This window comes from Mycoplasma parvum str. Indiana, from assembly GCF_000477415.1.
GTDB lineage: Bacteria > Bacillota_I > Bacilli_A > Mycoplasmatales > Mycoplasmoidaceae > Eperythrozoon_A > Eperythrozoon_A parvum.
Genome location: NC_022575.1, coordinates 125,813 through 143,446 on the forward strand (window position 1 = coordinate 125,813; position 17,634 = coordinate 143,446).

The window sequence follows — 17,634 nt, forward strand, 5'->3', positions numbered from 1 at the left end:
ATCTATAATGCCTCATATAACTCCTATTTTGGGAATTATTTTTACCGGTTTTTCTCTTGGAGGTGGAGCTTATGTCGCTTCTAAGTATTTATCAAGCAATAAAAATAAAGAAGTAGTAAATAATTATCAACAAGAAAGGAATTCCAGACAAGTTATAAAAGTTAATGATGGTGGAGAGAATACTCCTAAAGAAAAAGATATTTTGTGAGAATTGTATTATAAAGGAAATAATGAATCAATAGATGAAGTTTTAGGGATGGAATTGAAGAATAAAGATTATAAAAGCAATAAATTTTGAGAGAAAAATAAAGGATTAGAAGATTTGAATGGTAATGGTTGCGATTTTGTTAGTGAAAATGGCGAAGCCAAAATAAATTGTGATCTTGATTTATTAGAAGAGTAGAATCACAACTTCATTAATAAAAATTCATTAGGGACTGGAGGAGAAAAAAAGAATTTATTTTTTTACTCTTTTTTGCTGCTAAAAGGCACCCAAATTATTTATATAATTCTTATTCTTTGTTAACTGTGAAAGTGAAATTTAATGTTAAAAATTTATAAAAGAAAATTTGAGATAAGGAATTACACTTTTGTAATTTCTTTTTGTTTTTCTAAAAATTTTTGATTTTGGATAAAATAATATTTTTTTATTTTTTTAAAAAAATTTTGAACTATCAAATTAAAAAAGATTTAGAACCTAAAGAGAATAAACAAGTTAAAAAATTTAAATTTTTTAAGAAAAAATAAAGATATAAAAATTAAACTTGGAAAAATTTTAAATATTTTTATCTCAAAAATAAAAAAATTTTGCGATAAGTTAGAAAAAATAGAAGAGGAGACCAGAGAAAACAGAAAATACAAAATATTTCAACTTAAACAAAGAAAAATTCAGATTTTAAAAGAAAAATCTTAATTAAATTTGCAATAGTTTTGGATTAAAAAGAGGCATTAATGCCTCTTTTTTGGTTTTTCTTTAAATTAATTTACTAATTTAGAGTAAATAAATTCCAATTTAGCTTTAGCTTTTTCTCTAAGAATATTTGCATTTTCTTCTAGTAATTTATTTATTTCAGAAAGATTGTCACTTATTTCTTTGTATTTTTCTTGTTTATCAGCAAGAAAATCAATTATTACTTTTGCAATAATTTCTTTTAAGCTTTTGTAATTTAGTTCTTTAAGCTCTTCAAAAGCTTTATCTATAGATAAATCATTTAGAGAAGCATAAATATTTAAGAGATTGTATATTCCAGCTTGATCATTTTTATCCAGCTTGATCAAATTAAAAGAATCTGTCTTAGCTTGCATTACTTTTCTTTTTATTTCTTCTGGAGAATCAGAAATAAAAATAATTCCATTTTTATTTTCAGTACTTTTAGACATTTTTTTCAATGGATCTACAAGATCCATTATTTTTAAATAATTGGAATTAATATCCAAAGCTTTAAGTTTATTGGGAAATATCTTAAAAGAATAAAGTCTATTTATTCTTTCTTTTAATTCAGAACAAAGTTCTAAATGTTGAATTTGATCTTCCCCAACAGAAAGATATTCTGCATCATAAAGAAGAATATCTGCAGCCATCAATACAGGATATACTAGAACCCCAAAAAGTGCTGGCTCAGTTCCATTGGCTTCTTTAAATTTGTTCATTAAAAATTTATATTGAGTCATTAATTTAAGCTCTCCCAATCTGGAATGAGTCAATAAAAAATAAAATAACTCTAAATGTTCAGCTTTTAAATCTGACTGAAGAACAATTTTTGTGTACTTTGGATTTACACCTAAAGCGATAGCTCATTTAACTAACTCTAAACTTCTTTCCCTTATCTCCTTAAAAGAAATTTTTTGAAGAGATAAGGGAATAGTATAAGCATGAAGATCTGCTATTAATAAGATGGATTCATATTTTTCTTGATTTTTTATTAAAGGCAGTAATGAACCTATATAGTTTCCTATAGTCAAACAAGAAGTAGGTTGAATTCCACAAATCAAAACAGGCTTCTTTTTTTCCTCCATATATAGTTATTTCCCTATTTTTTTATCTAAAATTAGACTCGCTTTAAAAATAAAAAATGGAAAATTTAATAAATTTATAAATATTTAATAGAAATAAAAATAGACTTTAGTTTTTAAAGTCTATTTTTATTTTTCAAAAAATTAGGCAAATTATTTATTTAATTTAAAATGGCCTCAATTAACAGATGGTACAAGAATAACTTTATATGTATGTTCTGTGTGTTTCTTGTTATGATTTTTGTTTGAATGATGAAGGTATCGCAAGAAAATGAATTACAAAGATTTTTTAATATATTTTCTAAAAACCTTAGAGAATTTATTTTCTAAATTAAAAAATAATTTTGTAAAGGTATTTTCATCTTCTCCCAGAAAGAAAACAATTGATTTTTAAAAAAGTAAAACCAATTAAAACTAGATTAATTAGAAAAAATCGAATAATATTTGAAAAAAATCTCTATTAAAAAGAATATAAAAAATTAGAAAATGTGCGCCAAAAAAGATATAAAAATTAAATTAAAAAAATTAAAAGGAATTTAAAGTCCTTTAGGGTTTAAAAAAGTAGGATTAATTTAAAAAATTAAGAGAATGAGTTTAATTAGAAGATTTGACTGTCACTAAAGCTTCTACTGCATTTTCGCTAAGAGATAAAGAATTAGAAGGGGGAAAATCAAGCAGTGTTGAATTTGGCTTAAGGATATATCTATTGTCAGGGTGAGGCAAGGTAACTTGACTTGATTTTGATGCTGATGAAAATGGGGGATGGGATAATATAGCAGCTATGATAGTTGAAATAAAACCAAATGAGGCGAATGCGAGAGGAAAAGTCAAGTTAACTAAATAAGATTTTAAAGATGAGTTGAAAGTGAATTATAACAGTTCTTGGAATTCCAGTCGGCGCTAATCTCAGTATACTTTTGCCAAGAGTTGATGGAATTTATATTGGAGATGAAAAAATAAAGGTAAATGCAGAACAAATAAAAGATAAAGAATTTAGTGGAGAAAAAAAGTTAACGACAATTGCAGGAGTGGAAGTGGAAAATAAAGTAGGGAAGCCTAAGGTTGAAATTTGGCTTCCTTGCATTAGTGGAGATTTTGTAGGGAGTTGAATGAAAAATTGGGGACTTGATCCCAAGAGAAAAGTGATAAAACAAGCATCTGGTGAGTTGAATGATATTATGAAAGACGCAGCCAATATTATATTTGGTTGTGGTAATTGATTTAAATCTGTCGTTAATGAGAGAAAATTGGAAGTATTGAAAAAGAAAATGGAATCAATAAGTGTTCAAGAAAAACAAAGAAGTTCCAATTCAAAAGAAATAAAAATGGGTTTTGATATTAATGTTGAGATAAATTCTCTATTAGAAGAGTCTGCTAGTTATATTATTGAAGGTGTTAGCCTTAAATTTAAGGAGAAAAAATTAGGAAAAACAGAAAATTATGCAAAAATACAAGAAAGTATGAAGAATAAATTATTGGAAAGTATTAAGTCAGTATTAAGGGAAGGAAGATGAAGTAAAAACAGTTTAAATAAAAAGAACTTAGAAAGTGAATTTCAACATTCAGCTCGATATGTCACTGAGACCAATGCTGAAAATGTTGAATTGCGAAAGGAATTAGAAAAATGTGGTCAGAAATGCCTCTTAAATGGGGGTGGTGGAGTGGGAATTTCTTGAAATCCTGATATAAGAAAAAAGGGCGGAGCTGGTTGGTTTGAAGAAAAATTGAATAGTCAATTAACTAGCAATTTTGATATGGCTCTAGGTGATGCCTTAAAAAGCATGTGATTCAATTGAGTTGATTTAAGAGTAATAATTGAGAGGGAATTAATGAGAAGACTTATTGATAAATCAACAAAAGAACTAAATAGTAAAGCAGCTAAGTTGTGTCATATGGGTAAGTGAGGATTTGTTTGTCCTGAGGGAGGATTAATTTGGGAGAAATTAAATTAAAGACATTCTTAAATTAATATTTGTGGTCAAAATTCAAATAATTTAATGAAAAAAGTACAAGAACAGAAGAATTTGGAACAAAAACTCTGAAAAATTTGTGATAATTTTAGAGCTAATTTAAATTTACAGGCAAATGAATATTATTTGCCTGTTTTAGGTTTAATATTCCTTAAATATATGTACATCAGCTTTGAAAAAGCTGAGCAAGAAATTATGAAAAATAGACCAGTTAGAAATGGAGTTGTTTTGCCCCCAGATAAAGATGATTTCAAAAGTAAAGGGGCAATTATGCTTCCAAAGGAAGCTCAGTGAAAATGAATTTTAGCAATATCTGATAAAAATATTAGCTCTGAAGAGCTTAAGAATAAAGATGGAGAGGAAATGAATAGTTTGGGAGAAATTTTAGATAATGCGATGGCAATTATTGAAAAGGAGACTAGTAAGTTAGATAAAGTGCCTCTTAGAGAATATCATAAATTAACTGATGATATTCTTAGAGGATTATTAAAAACCTTTGAGAATGAAGAAATTCCTACAGAAGTAGATAAATTAGGGGAAATTTATGAATATTTCCTAGGTAAGTTTTCTTTAGGCTTCAAAAATAATGAGGGAGTATTTTTTACTCCTGAATCTTTAGTGAATATGATAGTTAATATTTTGGAGCCTACAAAAGGAAAAGTATTAGATCCAGCTTGCGGAAGTGGAGGTATGTTCGTCAGAATTAAACAATATATGGATAAACATAAATTAGATTGCAATAAATTAATAACCTTTTATGGTCATGAAAAAATTAGTAATAATGCTAGGTTATGTTTAATGAACATTCTTATTAGACAACTAATGAATAGTCAAATAGCTTATGGAAATGAAGCCAATACTTATTATTGCGATCCTTTTAAATTAGATGGAAAATGTGATTATGTTCTTTCAAATCCACCTTTTAATGTTGATGGAGTAATTGCTGAAAAAGCTAGTAAAGCTGGTAGATTACCTTTTGGACTTCCCGAAATAAGTAAAGAAGCAATAAAAAGCGCCAATTTCCTTTGGATTTCTTATTTTTATTCTTATTTAAATGAAACTGGCAAAGCTGGCTTTGTTATGCCTTCTATTTCTTTAGGGGGAACTATTGATAAAAAAATTAGAGAGGAATTAGTTGAAACTAAACATATCGATTTAATAATGAATGTTGCTCCTAAATTTTTTCAAAGTGGCTTTAAAGGGGGTTGTTCTTTATGATTTTTGAATAAACAAAAATCTAAAGAACAGGCAGAAAAAATATTATTTATTGATGCTTCACACTATTACACTTCTGAAAGTACTTCACAAAATACTTGAAGTGAATGACAATCTAAAAATTTAATAGCAATTGTTCAACTTTACAGAGGTCAAATAAATAAATATCAAGAATTATTAAAAGAATATGAAGTTGTTTTGGAAGAATATTCTAAAGAATTTTCATTGGAAAACAATAATAAAAATTATTTATCTTCTCTTGAAATGAAAAGAGAAGAATTATTTAAAGATAGTGAAATAGCTATTTCTAATGCTCCAAAAAAAGATAGAAATAAAGTAAAGCAAGAATGAAATGAAAGACAAGAAAGTCTTGATGAGGCAATCTCAATTTCCAAAGAGTACAACTGAATTTATTCCAAATTTGGAAATGGAGAATATAAAGATATTTCGGGAATTTGCAGGGCTGTAGATATTAAAGAAGTTAGAGAGAATAATTATTCTTTAGTGCCTGGAATTTACGTCGGCTCTGAAGAAGAGGAAATGGAAGATGATGAAAGTTTTATGAAGAGAATGGATGAAATTCACAAAGAATTAGCCTCTTTAGAAAAAGAATCTAGTGAATTAATGGATCGAATTCAAAGGAATGTCTCTTTATGAAGAAAATAATTTGTCTCAGTTTAATGAGAAAGAATTAACTGAGATTTCGGCTTTACAGGAATTAGAAAAATTAGGTTGAAACTGAAAAAAAGCTAATGAAATTTGCAGAAAGAGTGAAAAGTCTGTTTTATCCTATGAAGAGCTTAGAAATTCTCTAAAAAAATTAAATTCTTGAATTAATGAAGAACAAATAAAAGAAGCTATTCAGCGCCTCGAAAGAGGCACTGATCAAGATTTCTCCTTATCTCTTAACAAGGAAAAATATTACTTAATAAGAGATGGAATAGATGTAACCGTCAAGGATAAGGGAATAAATTCCACAAGACGAGCAAAAGTTGTTGATTTTAAATATCCAGAAAATAATTCTTTTACTGTTGTTGATCAATTAGGAATTAAAAATGCAGGAAATACTGAATATTCTTGCAGAACAGATCTTGTTGGTTTTGTAAATGGAATTCCACTATTATTTGTGGAATTTAAAGCTCACTATATTTCTGTTGAAGAAGGATATACAAAGAATTACAAAAAATATTTAAAGCAAATACCTCAATTATTTGCTTATAACGCTTTTTGTGTATTTTCTAATGGAAGAGAAACAAAAGTTGGCGCTGTTGGGAGTGAGTATGAGTTTTTTAATGATTGAAATAGATTGAAAGAAGAAGATATTGGAAATACTGATATTTCCATTTTTTTGAGAGGAGCATGCAATAAACAGAATTTCTTAGATTTATTTGAAAATTTCATTTTGTTTTCCAAATCAAATGAAACAATTTACAAGGTTATTGCGAGAAATCACCAATTTTTAGGTGTTAATAAAGCTTTTGAAAATTATAAAAATAGAAAAAACAATGATGGTTTAATAGGTACTTTTTGACATACTCAAGGAAGTGGAAAGAGTCTTTCAATGTTATTTTTGGCAGAAAAGATCAAAAGAAAATGTGAAGGTTTATCTCCACTTTTCATAATTCTTTTAGATAGAAAAGAATTGGAAAACCAAATTTATGACACTTTTTTATCTTTTGGTGTTTTAGGAGCCAATTTAAATTGCAAAATTGACAGTAAAAAGGAATTAGAAGAAAAAATCAAAGAAAATCATTCTTATGTATTTTCTTTGATTCATAAATTTTTACAATACTCTACAACTCCCATCAATACCGAAAAAGAGATAGTAATTATTGTTGATGAAGCGCATAGATCTCAATATGGAAAAATGTCTGTCGCAATGTATAGATTTTTACCAAAAGCTTCAAGAATAGGTTTTACGGCTACCCCTCTTTTCAAACATGAAGAAATAACAGCTAAACACTTTGGCGATTATATTTCTATTTATGATTTCACAAAAGCTATAAATGATGGAATAACAGTTGATTTAATTTTTTTAAATAGAGCTTGCAAAGTTAAAGATATTGAAAATCCACAAATTAATGAGGATTTTTATTTATTTAGAGAAAAAAATGAATTACCTAAAGATTGAAAATCTAATAAATATTTATGAATGAATGAGAATCGTTTGAGAAATAATGCAAAAGATTTTGTCTCTTTTTATTCAGAAAGATTTTTTGATTGAGAAGAAGCGATTCTAAGCTCTTCAAAAGAAAGCTCTTCAAAAGAAAGCTCTTCAAAAGAAAGCTCTTCAAAAGAAAGCTCTTCCTTTATAGGAAAAGCTTTATATGTATGTTTCAATAGAAGAGCTTGCATATTAATGAAAAATTTCGTTAAAGAATATTGAGATAAAGAAATTCAAAAATTAGAAGAATCATTAATTCATTACATTGATGAGGAGAAAGAGAAATTAAATATGAGAATTAAAAAAATGAAAGAAACTGAAATGGAAGTTGTATTTAGTAATGGAGATTTAAGAGAAGAGGAGATATATGAGTGTTATGGAGATGATATTGAAATTCCTGGAGAGAAAAGTGATTCAGACTTGAGAAAAATAGAAAATAATTTCAAAAATAAAAAGCACAAATTAAGAATTGTTTTTGTTTGTGCTATGTGACTTACAGGTTTTGATGTTAAGTGTTTAACTTTCTTGTTCTTAGATAAAGCTTTAGAGGCACATACATTAATGCAAGCCATAGCAAGACCAAATAGAAAAGATGTAGGAAAAGATAGAGCTTTTATTATTGACTATTTAAATTGCTTAGCAGCATTTAAGAAAGCTTTAAGTACATGAGGAGTTTCTAGAAATTCAATATTATCAGCCACTAAAAAACCGGAAGAAATTATTGATGAGATTTCTGAGTTAGTTTTAAAAATTGAACAATTTTTAAATAAATATGAAATTTCTTTAAAAAATCTCTTAATTGAACAAAATAAAGAGTTGAAAAGAGAAATGTTAAGAGAATTTAAAGAAAAGCTATTAAAAGATCATATAAGAAGTGAATTTAATGCTTATTGTTTAAAGCTTTTCAATGAATTGAAATATGTTGTAAAAAGTCAATTATCTGAAAAAATTTATGATAAATCTACTGCAATTAGAGCAATTTATAACCATCTGAATGCTACAAAAGAAATTAAAGGAAGTAGAAATTGTGATGCAAATATTTTTCAAATACTAAAGCAATATCTTATTGTTGGCGAAAATGAAGAAAATTTACTAAAAGATATGAGTAATATTGAGATTAAAAAAGTTAGTTCTTTTGTGATTTATAAATCCAACAGAAAAGAAACTATTTTTGAAGATTTAAAGAATAGAATTTTTAAAAAAACTCAAGAAGTTTTAGATAAAAATCCAACACTTATTAATTTTTTTAATGAATATAACAAATTGATTGAAAAATGAAATCAATCAATAGAGCCGACAGAATTAGAAAAAGTTTTTAATGATATGTTGGAGTTAAGTAAGCAAGTATGAAAAGAAGATGATAGATACAAAGAAGAAGGTTTTGAGCATGTATCAGAATTAACTCTTTCTGATATTTCTAAGAAAACAATTTCTAATTCCGAAAAGGAAGAAGTAGATTCAGAATCAATTAAAACTTTCTCTAAAAAAGTTTTTAGAAAATTTAATGATTATTCACAAGAAGTTGATAATCCTTTCGAAAAAGAAGTTACTTCTTCTGAAATAAAAACTATCTTAAAAAATATTATTTTTGCAGAATTTCCTATAGCATTAAATTCTGAAAAAACAAATATTTTGAGGGATTCTTTTTTTAATTATTTAAAAGAAAGCTTTAATAAAAAATGATTTTTTAAATCTAAGCATTTCGAAAGAAAAGGACTTTAATTCAAATTAATTAAAAAAAGCAAAGAAATACTTTCTTAAAAAATATTAAAGGAGGTCTCTTTTGTATTGGAATTACAGGATTTGGCGGGGCTGGTAGTTATTTTATTGCAGGAACAACTGGAACAAGTTTAGATCGAAAAAAGAAAGAGTCAATTTTAAATGAAATTTCTGGAGATAGTCCGCTTAATATAGAAGCTTTAAATGTAAAAGATAAGTGATATTATCATGATGGTAGAAAACCAAATGATATTGAAGTGCATGGCAATCAACAAGGAAAAAATTTTGATATTTGGACAAATTTATCGCGGGGGGGGATAAAAGAGCGGATTAAAGAAGTTGCCAAGTATTTTATTGTTTGTTATGGAGCCAAGGTCAAAATAATTGATTATGGCATTTCTAATCAATATTTTGGAAAGAATGGACAAACAGGTTGAGAGTATATCTGACCAAGTCTTGAAAAAAATCAGTTAAAAGAGGAGAAAGTTGAATGACAAGGCTCGGAAATTCAAATAAAGAAAGAACAACAATTATTAGATAAAAAATGCTTTAGTGATGATCAAAAGCAAGAACTTAAAAATATTCAATTTGAAGATTGGGTTGATGCAAAAATAAAACAAACTTCTTTTCCCAAGGTAAAAGAACTGTTTTATGAAAGCGAAACTGGAATTGAAGTTCAAAAGAAAAGAACTAAAGGGATAATTGTAACTGAGATTGGGAATGTTAGACCACATAAGGGGAAAATCCGAATATTACAAGTTATAAAAGGGGATGATTATTGATATGTTGATCTTTGATTTAAACATGAAGGTTATGAATTAGCTGAACGATTGAGAGAAGAAATTAAAGAACAAATTGGGTGTGAAGTTGTAGAAAATGATGAACAAGAATTAATGTCAACCACAAATTCTTGTAAGGGTTTAATAAAAATTGCGAATACTAATTATTATTCGGAAGATTCAAATAAGAAGAATAATAACAATCAGGGAGAATGCTTAAAGACAGTTTCAGATTCAGGCATACAATTAACAGGAGATTGCAATTATTCGGAAGAAACGGGAACGATTTGAGAATCTGTTAAACAAGAATTAGCAACAAAATGACTAGAAGTTGGTCAAGAGATTGGCGTTATGTGGCAAGGAAAAAGATTCAAATGAAGAAGTTTCTAATGAAATTATCTCTTTTAATTGAAAAATTTTGAATTATTTATAAATAATTGCAAAAATAAAAACTTAATTCTTTTTATTTGTTAGAGATATGGAAAACAAAAAAATAAAGTAAGCGCCATTTTTTAACAAAAAATTATTAAAGGAAGCCTCTTTAGTCTTGGAGTTTTAGGTTTTGGTGGATCTGGAATTTATGCTGTATTAGGTATTTCTAATAAATCTACAGGATTGGGAAATGGAGATTTTGAAAGAGTTATTAATACGATTGTTGATGGCAAGGCAAAAATAAAAAATAAGCCCCGAGTAATAGATTCTTGATATCTATTTGAAGATTGAAAAAATTTTGGAAACAATAAAAAGGCAAATTCTAAAAATACAGAACAAGCATTAAGTAATGAAAATGAAGTTTTTGATTTTTGAGATGATGACAGCTGAGATTCAAAATTTCAAGGTAAATTAAAAGGAAGTGCTCTTGGAAAGATGTCAATGTACTTTAATCTTTGTGAAGGCGCGGATGTAAAAATTATTAGCCAAGGAGAAGAAAGTAAATATTATTTCAATAAATTGCAAAGCTATTTATGGGCCAATAAAGAAGTAAAAAATGGTAATGTAGATCAAGTATTAATTAAACCTACAGCAGAAATTAAGTTAAATAAAAATGACCAAACTATTAAAAGTTTTTGTGGTCAAATCCAAGAAAAAAGTCAAAGTGAGACATCGGAGCAGCTTATAGACAAATGGTTTGAAAATAAATTTTCTTCTTTTAGAAAAAAAGAAGGAACAATAATTTATGCAATGTTGCCAAAAAGTGATAATGGAGGGCAAATTAAAGTTGAAAAAAATATTAACAATATTGGAGTAGAAGAACAAATAACTAAAATTCCGATGACGGATCTTTTATATGAAAAAGATAAAGTAGCTGTTTACGATGGGAAAATAAGAATTTTAGAAATAAACAATAAAAAAGGGATGATTTATGTTGATGAATGGTTTGAGGAGCTTACTAAAGAAGATTTTGAAAAATTTGTGAAAAAGATTACAACCAAAGGAAACTGTTCTCTGGATGATGAAAGTTTAAGTTCAGGATGTAAAGGTTTGTTAATCAGAGTTAATGTGAGAACAGAGGGTAAAAATCAACTTAGTAGTCGAAATTTTGAAAAAGTTCAGATATATAAGAAAGGTGGATATTCAGAAGGAGGTTGAGTTGATGCAACTCAAGGATATGCTGAAGAACTAGGGCAAAATTGAGAATGATTCAAACTTGAAACAGAAAGAGAATTTGTTAAGTGGAGACGTGAAATTGGAATAGTTTGAAATGGAAAAGTATTTAAATGAAGAAGTTTCTAATAATAAAAAAGAAATTTATTTATAACGAAAGAGAAATAAAAATAAATAATTTAGCAATATAAGCTGCAAATAATAGTCAAAAAATTTATAAATTCGAAAGTTAACTAAATGAAATTTATGTGAGTTTTGAATTTGATGGACTTTGATTCTGTACCAATGCTTATTTTGATTAGTGTTTCAAGTTTTTTCATTTGATGATTTTTTATGGAATTATGAAGGGATTATAAAAAAATGTCTTATATAAATTTTTTGAAATATCTTTTTTCAGGGAGTTATTTTGTTTATGGATATTCTTGTTGCATTAGATCTATTAAAAATTTTTTTTCTTCTATTTTTTCTCCTATTAGCAAATTATTTAGTTTTTTAAAAAGGAAAAAGCCCACCAAAGAAGTTGCTTCATCTGAAGATTCAGTTGTTGAAGAAAAAATAAATACTGAAGAAAAAGGGGAAATTGTTCCAAATGAAAAGGAGAGCGTTTAAAAAGTTTTTGATTAGAAATAAATTACAAAAGAGTTTTCTTTAGAAGATTTCTAAAGGAAGTCTTTTTTGGATTGGTACTTTAGGGTTTGGGGGGGGCAGTAGTTATGGAATTATGGGAACAATAAGTAAAAGTATGTTTACTAAAGAAAAGGAATCTGTATTAAATGAACTTGTAAATGATAGTTCTCTTGATCTCAATAAGTTGAAAGTAATAGATGAATGATACTTATTGGGATTAGATGAAAAAGAAAAAGTAAATCAAAATGGCAAAATATTTGATATATGAAATAAAGATATAAATTTAAAAAATAGCGGCTTTAAAGAAAGAATTGAGGAAATAGCTAAATATTTTATTAGTTGTTATGGCGCTAAGGTAAAAATTATTAATTACAGTATTGCAAATCAATATTTTGCGCCACAAGGAAATAATGGTTGAGATTCAATGTGAAGCTATCAAACTGAAATAGGTCAACTTAAAGAAGAGAGTGTAGAGTGGCAAGGTTCTGAAGTTACTTTAGATCAAAATTCATCTGCGGAAACAATTAATAAAGGATGCTCTGAGGTGGCATGAAAAACAAAAAAAATTAGTAAAGCAGATGAAAATAAATTGGGACAAATTAAACTTCCAAAGATTCGGGAACTTTTTGTAGAAGTAAATGAGAACAAAAATAGAGAAGGATCGGGAAATTTAATAAATGGAAAAAAGAGAACTAAGGGAATAATTATTACAGAATTAGGAAATGTTAAACCACATGCTGGAAAAATTAGATTGATCAAGGTAGAAAATGGAAAAGATTATTGATATATAGATTTGTGATTTAAACATAAAGGATATGAGCTTGCTGAAAGAATTAATAAAATGGCTCAAGAGGAGCTTGGATGTCAAATTATGGATCAACAAGATTATGAGAGTGAAAGTGCAACAGATATTCAAAAATGTAAAGGTTTTGTGAAAACCCAATTTAAAGGAATTTTTCAAAAAGAAGTGAATAATGCTGGAAAAGAAGAACAATTGTGTTTTAAAGGGAATGGAGGGTTTTCAATAGATTGTTCATATTCTGATGAAATTTCTACAGAATGAGAAAATTTGAAACAAGAATTAGGAACAAAATGATTAGAAGTGGGACAAGAAATTGGAATTTTGTGACAAGGAAAATCATTTAAATGGAGAAGTTTTTAATGTATTAAAAAATTATTTGTCATTAGAGTAAGAATTTAGATGGTTGTAAAAAGCAAAGGAATTGAATATTTAATTTCAATATAAATTTTTTATGAGAATAGCGAATTTAGAAAAAATTTGTTTTAGTAATTTGGGCTTTAAGATTAAATATTAGATGGGATGGCTTCCTACTGTTTTAATATTCTCTGGTGATATCAGTGATCCCAGAATAATTATGATGGTCAGTTTAACATCTTTAATGTTTTTTTTAGGATTCTTTGAATTATTTAGGTCACTTAAAAAAATGAGTTATAGGGAATTTTTGTCTTATTTATTATTTATAGGTTATATTAAGATAGCTTTTAAGTATATTTTTGGGAATTTGCATTTTTCTAGTATATTCCGAGGAAAGGGAGTTTTATTTAAAAATCGCAAAACTGATGGGGATTAGCAATATTAGTAAATTTTTCTTTGGTGTGGGCGCTATTTGGGCCATTCCTACTACCACTGCTATAGTTAAGGGGGATAAAACTAAAAGCCAGAGATTAGAAAAATTAGGAATTTGAGGTAATAGAGATGTTAGTGAATTAAATAATTTATTTAGAACAAATTAGAAAATTAAATTATTTTCGTCATAAATAAGAAAAATTTGTCATTTTAAGTTTAGGTTTTTTCAACAGCTTATGCTGTTGAAAAATTGATTTAATTCTAATTTAAAAGGTTTGTAGAAAATTCTCAAGAAAAGTCTTTTTTGGACTGGAACTTTAGGATTTGGAGGTGGAGGAGTTTATTCTGTAATGTTAACCACTGGCTCTAGTCTTAATAAGAAAGAACAGGAAACAATATTGAATGAAATTGTTCAGGGAGATGCACTAGATACAAATAAATTCAAAGTTAGAGATAAATGGTATCTAAATAAATATGAGGAAGAAAAAAATAAAGAAAGTCGAGGAACTTCAGAGGAAGTATTTGACTATTGAAGTTCTGAAGCAATATTAAATAAAGGGTCAGGAAATTGATTTAGGGAAAGAATTACAGCTATAGCCGAGAATTTTAAAACATGTTGGGATGCTAAAGTTAAAGTTGTGAATCATAGCGTTTCAGATGGATATTTCGGGAAGAAACAGAATGGTAGTTGAGCTGCATTATGAAGTTACATGAATGAAAAAGACTTAAAAGAGGAAAAAGTTGATTGGCAGGGCCAAGAATTAATTTTTAAAGAGAAAGAAGGAGGGAATATTATGTGTCAAAACACTAATAAAAGTAATACTAAAACTTGGGAGCTTGATCAATCCGCTAAAGCAAAGTTAAGCATTTTAAAAATACCTGAAATGAAAGAACTTTATTTCGAGAGGGTGAATATTCAAGATAGCGGAAAGAAAAGAACTAATGGAGTTATTGTCGCCAAAACAGAAGATGTAAAACCTCATAAGGGGAAAATACGAATGCTAGAGGTTGTAAATGGCAATGATTATATATATGTTGACTGATGATTTGAACATGCTAATGAAAGCATATCAAGAAGATTAGAAGAATTAATTAAAGCTGATTTTGGATGTACATTAGAAAATAATGAAGATGTAGAAGAACAAAATTCTTCTAATTGTAAGGGAGTGTTAGTAATCGGAGATCCAGAATTTATTGAAAAAAGATCAACACAAAGAGATGGGAATAGAAAGTGTTTAAAAAGAAGAGATATTAACAGTGATTGTTCATATGATGAAGAAAATTTGAGTGAAACTTGAGAAGAAATTAAATTAGAGCTTGGAACAAATTGATTGGAAGTTGGACAAGAAATTGGAGTAGTTTGGCAAGGAAAAAGATTTAAGTGGAGAAGTTTTTAATAAAAAATGTTTTTTAAATAAAAGAGATTTAGTTAGTAGTTTTTTATTAAAAGTTAAAAAAAGAAAAAATTCTTAAAACAAACATTTTAAGTCTTGGCGCATTAGGTTTTGGAGGGGGGGGCATTTATACTCTTTTGGGAATAACAGGAAAAATTGAAGGATTAAAGAAAAAAGAGATATTAATTAATAGTTCCCTCGAAAAAAAAGTTTCGGGAGAATCCAAATTATATATAAAAGATCCTTGGCTAAGAATGCTGGAAGAAAAAGATGGCATTACTTATTTTGTTGAAAAAGGACAACAAGTTGATAATGAAAATTATTTTGATAAATGGAGTGAATTTGAAAATAAAACAATACAAGGTTCTACAAATTTTGAGGCTGATAAGCTAAGGAAAATGTCGAAATGATTTATTAGTTGCAAAAAAGCCGATGTCTGAATTATTGGAAATCCAGAATATCAGAAAACTTTTAATTCTAGTGGACAAACGTATTGGTGGACTGAAAAAGAGGAAAATTGAGAAATTCAGGAGGTTGATACAGAATTACTTAAAAGTACAAGTTTTAAGGTAGAACTTGACAGTCAAATAAAAAATATTGAAAATTTGTGTGAAAGATTTAAGGAGGATTTAAAGTTCAGTGTTCCTGTAGAAAATAAATTAAAACAGATGAAAGATAGAAAGGGGAATATTGTGAATATTAAGTTGGGAGAAGGTGTAATAAAAACTGCAGCAAGTTCTGACAATAATGAAGAGAGAAAATCTTATTTGCTGGGAGGGGTGATTTATGAAAAAGAAAAAGTAAATGGGATTCGAAGAAAGGTTCGTATTATTCATATTGAACAAGGAAATAATCTATTTTATGTAGATGAATGGGTTGAACCCATTAAGATGGAGCAATTGAAAGATTTAAAATATCGAATTGAAAAATCTGGAAAGTGCAAAATTTCTAGTGAATTTGAAGAAGATGATGATGAAGTAGGTAACGAGTGCAATGGCGTTATTTTGATGAAAGAGCTTGTTTGAAATCCCTTAAATAACGGAGAAAATCAAAAAGAAAATGAAAAGTGAAAAGTTTTTACAAATAATAATTGGTCAAATAATGATTTAGGAAGTAGTTATGGAAATAAAATTCAACAAGATTGAGAATATTTTTCTCAAGAAATTACAACTAAATATGTTTGATGGAGAAGAGAGGTTGGTATAACATGGGATGGAAGAACATTTAAGTGAAGGAGTTTTTAATAATTAGTTATTTAAGAAAAAAATTTAATTATAAATACTTCCTTTATTAGGAAATTTAGTTACTAAAGGAAGTATTTTTTGAATTGCTATTTTAGGTCTTGGAGGTATTGGTAGTTATTTTATACTCGGCTCTCTTGGAAAAAGTTTAAGGGGACTAGAACAAGAACAAATCTTAAATCAGCTTTCCCAAGCTGATTCAACATCGAATGTTAATAGAATAACTGTAAAAGATCCATGGATTTTATATCCATGGAATGAAAATGAAGTTTCCAATAAAAATGGATCGGATGAAAAAAATTATTATTTTGATAAATGAAATCACGAAGAAGTGCTTCGTCAAGATTCAAGAGAAAATTGATTTGTTAATCGAATTAAAAAAATTGGATCATATTTTGCAGCTTGTTATGATGCCAAAGTTGAAGTTTTGTCAAATGCTATCATGAAGGAATATTTACAAAATGATAATAAAGGAAGTAGTTGAGAAGCTATGTGATCAATTGACGTTGATGATTGATATAAAACAGAACAGGTTAATTGACAAGGTCAAGAAATTTTATTTGAAGGTATTGATTCGCAATTAAATGGTAGAAATTGCAAAAATGACTGGTGGCAAAAAATTAAAGTAAATGGAGCTGGTGAAAATAAGTTGAAATCAATTAAAATCCCAAATCCAAAAAAATTAGTATTTAGTCAAGTTGATAATTCAAATATAAGAAGTAGTGGAAAAATAAAATCCTACTCTCCTAAAATTATGCTTCTTAAAACAAATGAGGTTAAGCCACATAAAGGAAAAATTAGATTAATGAAAATCAGCAAAGGGGAGAATTATTGATATATTGATTGATGAGTGAAGGCAATAAAAAACTATGAGTTGAAATTTATAGAAGAATATATTAAAAATACTTTTAATTGTGAAATGGGAGATGATGAAGGTTCGGAAAATCAATCCTCGTGTCAATTAATAACACAAATTATTGAAGAGACTTTTGATTTAAAAAGTATATTAAGAAGTACAAATGTTGAATCTCCACAAAATCAAACTGTTGAAAAAGGTTGATGTATTAATAATGGAGAAAGTACTGTGGAATTAAAGAGAGGTAATTGCGAATATGGAGTTTATATGAAAGATCATTGAGAGCATATTAAGCAAGAGTTGGGAAGAAATTGAGTAATATTAGGGCAAGAAATTGGATTAGTATGAGAGGGTAAGGAGTTTAAATGAAGAAGCTTCTAATGCCCTAAATTGAATATTTTTATATTTCAGTAATAAAAAAATCAAGAATCAGATAGGATATTTTTTAGGAATTTTTATGAAA

The 17,634-nt window shown here is 27.6% G+C and carries 14 protein-coding genes; 13 read left to right on the forward strand and 1 reads right to left on the reverse strand.

The window, feature by feature from the left end:
* Nucleotides 1-7: 7 nt before the first annotated feature.
* Nucleotides 8-403 (forward strand): hypothetical protein, encoded by a 396-nt coding sequence (locus PRV_RS00695; protein WP_022769094.1) that lies wholly within the window; start codon nucleotides 8-10, stop codon nucleotides 401-403.
* A 575-nt stretch (nucleotides 404-978) separates the two neighbouring features.
* Here PRV_RS00695 and trpS read toward each other — a convergent pair.
* A complete protein-coding gene (gene trpS, locus PRV_RS00700; RefSeq protein WP_022769103.1) occupies nucleotides 979-2,016 on the reverse strand; it encodes a tryptophan--tRNA ligase in 1,038 nt (345 codons plus the stop codon).
* Nucleotides 2,017-2,620: 604 nt separating this feature from the next.
* Between trpS and PRV_RS00705 the strand changes: the two genes are divergently transcribed.
* The 12 genes from PRV_RS00705 (at nucleotide 2,621) to PRV_RS00760 (ending at nucleotide 17,552) form a co-directional block, all read left to right on the forward strand.
* The gene (locus PRV_RS00705) at nucleotides 2,621-2,857 is read left to right on the forward strand and encodes a hypothetical protein (RefSeq protein ID WP_022769112.1); all 237 of its coding nucleotides are present in this window, start codon (nucleotides 2,621-2,623) and stop codon (nucleotides 2,855-2,857) included.
* A gap of 10 nt (nucleotides 2,858-2,867) precedes the next feature.
* Complete coding sequence (locus tag PRV_RS00710) at nucleotides 2,868-3,965, forward strand: Tim44 domain-containing protein (RefSeq protein WP_022769117.1); 1,098 nt, start codon at nucleotides 2,868-2,870, stop codon at nucleotides 3,963-3,965.
* Between the two features lie 45 nt (nucleotides 3,966-4,010).
* On the forward strand, nucleotides 4,011-5,864 hold the full coding sequence (locus PRV_RS00715; RefSeq protein ID WP_022769121.1) for a class I SAM-dependent DNA methyltransferase: 1,854 nt from the start codon (nucleotides 4,011-4,013) through the stop codon (nucleotides 5,862-5,864).
* 1 nt (nucleotide 5,865) lies between these two features.
* Entirely contained in the window at nucleotides 5,866-9,084 is a 3,219-nt protein-coding gene (locus tag PRV_RS00720; protein ID WP_158430848.1) for a type I restriction endonuclease subunit R, read from the forward strand.
* Between the two features lie 254 nt (nucleotides 9,085-9,338).
* Entirely contained in the window at nucleotides 9,339-10,250 is a 912-nt protein-coding gene (locus PRV_RS00725) for a hypothetical protein (protein WP_022769130.1), read from the forward strand.
* Between the two features lie 225 nt (nucleotides 10,251-10,475).
* Entirely contained in the window at nucleotides 10,476-11,594 is a 1,119-nt protein-coding gene (locus tag PRV_RS00730; RefSeq protein WP_022769134.1) for a hypothetical protein, read from the forward strand.
* A gap of 108 nt (nucleotides 11,595-11,702) precedes the next feature.
* Entirely contained in the window at nucleotides 11,703-12,074 is a 372-nt protein-coding gene (locus PRV_RS00735) for a hypothetical protein (RefSeq protein WP_144062290.1), read from the forward strand.
* Between the two features lie 112 nt (nucleotides 12,075-12,186).
* Nucleotides 12,187-13,254, forward strand: coding sequence for a hypothetical protein (locus PRV_RS00740; protein WP_022769142.1), 1,068 nt, complete (start codon nucleotides 12,187-12,189; stop codon nucleotides 13,252-13,254).
* Nucleotides 13,255-13,673: 419 nt separating this feature from the next.
* Nucleotides 13,674-13,847 carry a hypothetical protein gene (locus PRV_RS03030; RefSeq protein ID WP_022769150.1) on the forward strand — a complete coding sequence of 58 codons (174 nt, stop codon included), beginning with the start codon at nucleotides 13,674-13,676 and terminating at the stop codon, nucleotides 13,845-13,847.
* 183 nt (nucleotides 13,848-14,030) lie between these two features.
* A complete protein-coding gene (locus tag PRV_RS00750; RefSeq protein ID WP_022769152.1) occupies nucleotides 14,031-15,077 on the forward strand; it encodes a hypothetical protein in 1,047 nt (348 codons plus the stop codon).
* A gap of 134 nt (nucleotides 15,078-15,211) precedes the next feature.
* Nucleotides 15,212-16,318, forward strand: coding sequence for a hypothetical protein (locus PRV_RS00755; RefSeq protein WP_022769155.1), 1,107 nt, complete (start codon nucleotides 15,212-15,214; stop codon nucleotides 16,316-16,318).
* A 328-nt stretch (nucleotides 16,319-16,646) separates the two neighbouring features.
* Nucleotides 16,647-17,552, forward strand: coding sequence for a hypothetical protein (locus PRV_RS00760; RefSeq protein WP_022769159.1), 906 nt, complete (start codon nucleotides 16,647-16,649; stop codon nucleotides 17,550-17,552).
* Nucleotides 17,553-17,634 lie beyond the last annotated feature (82 nt).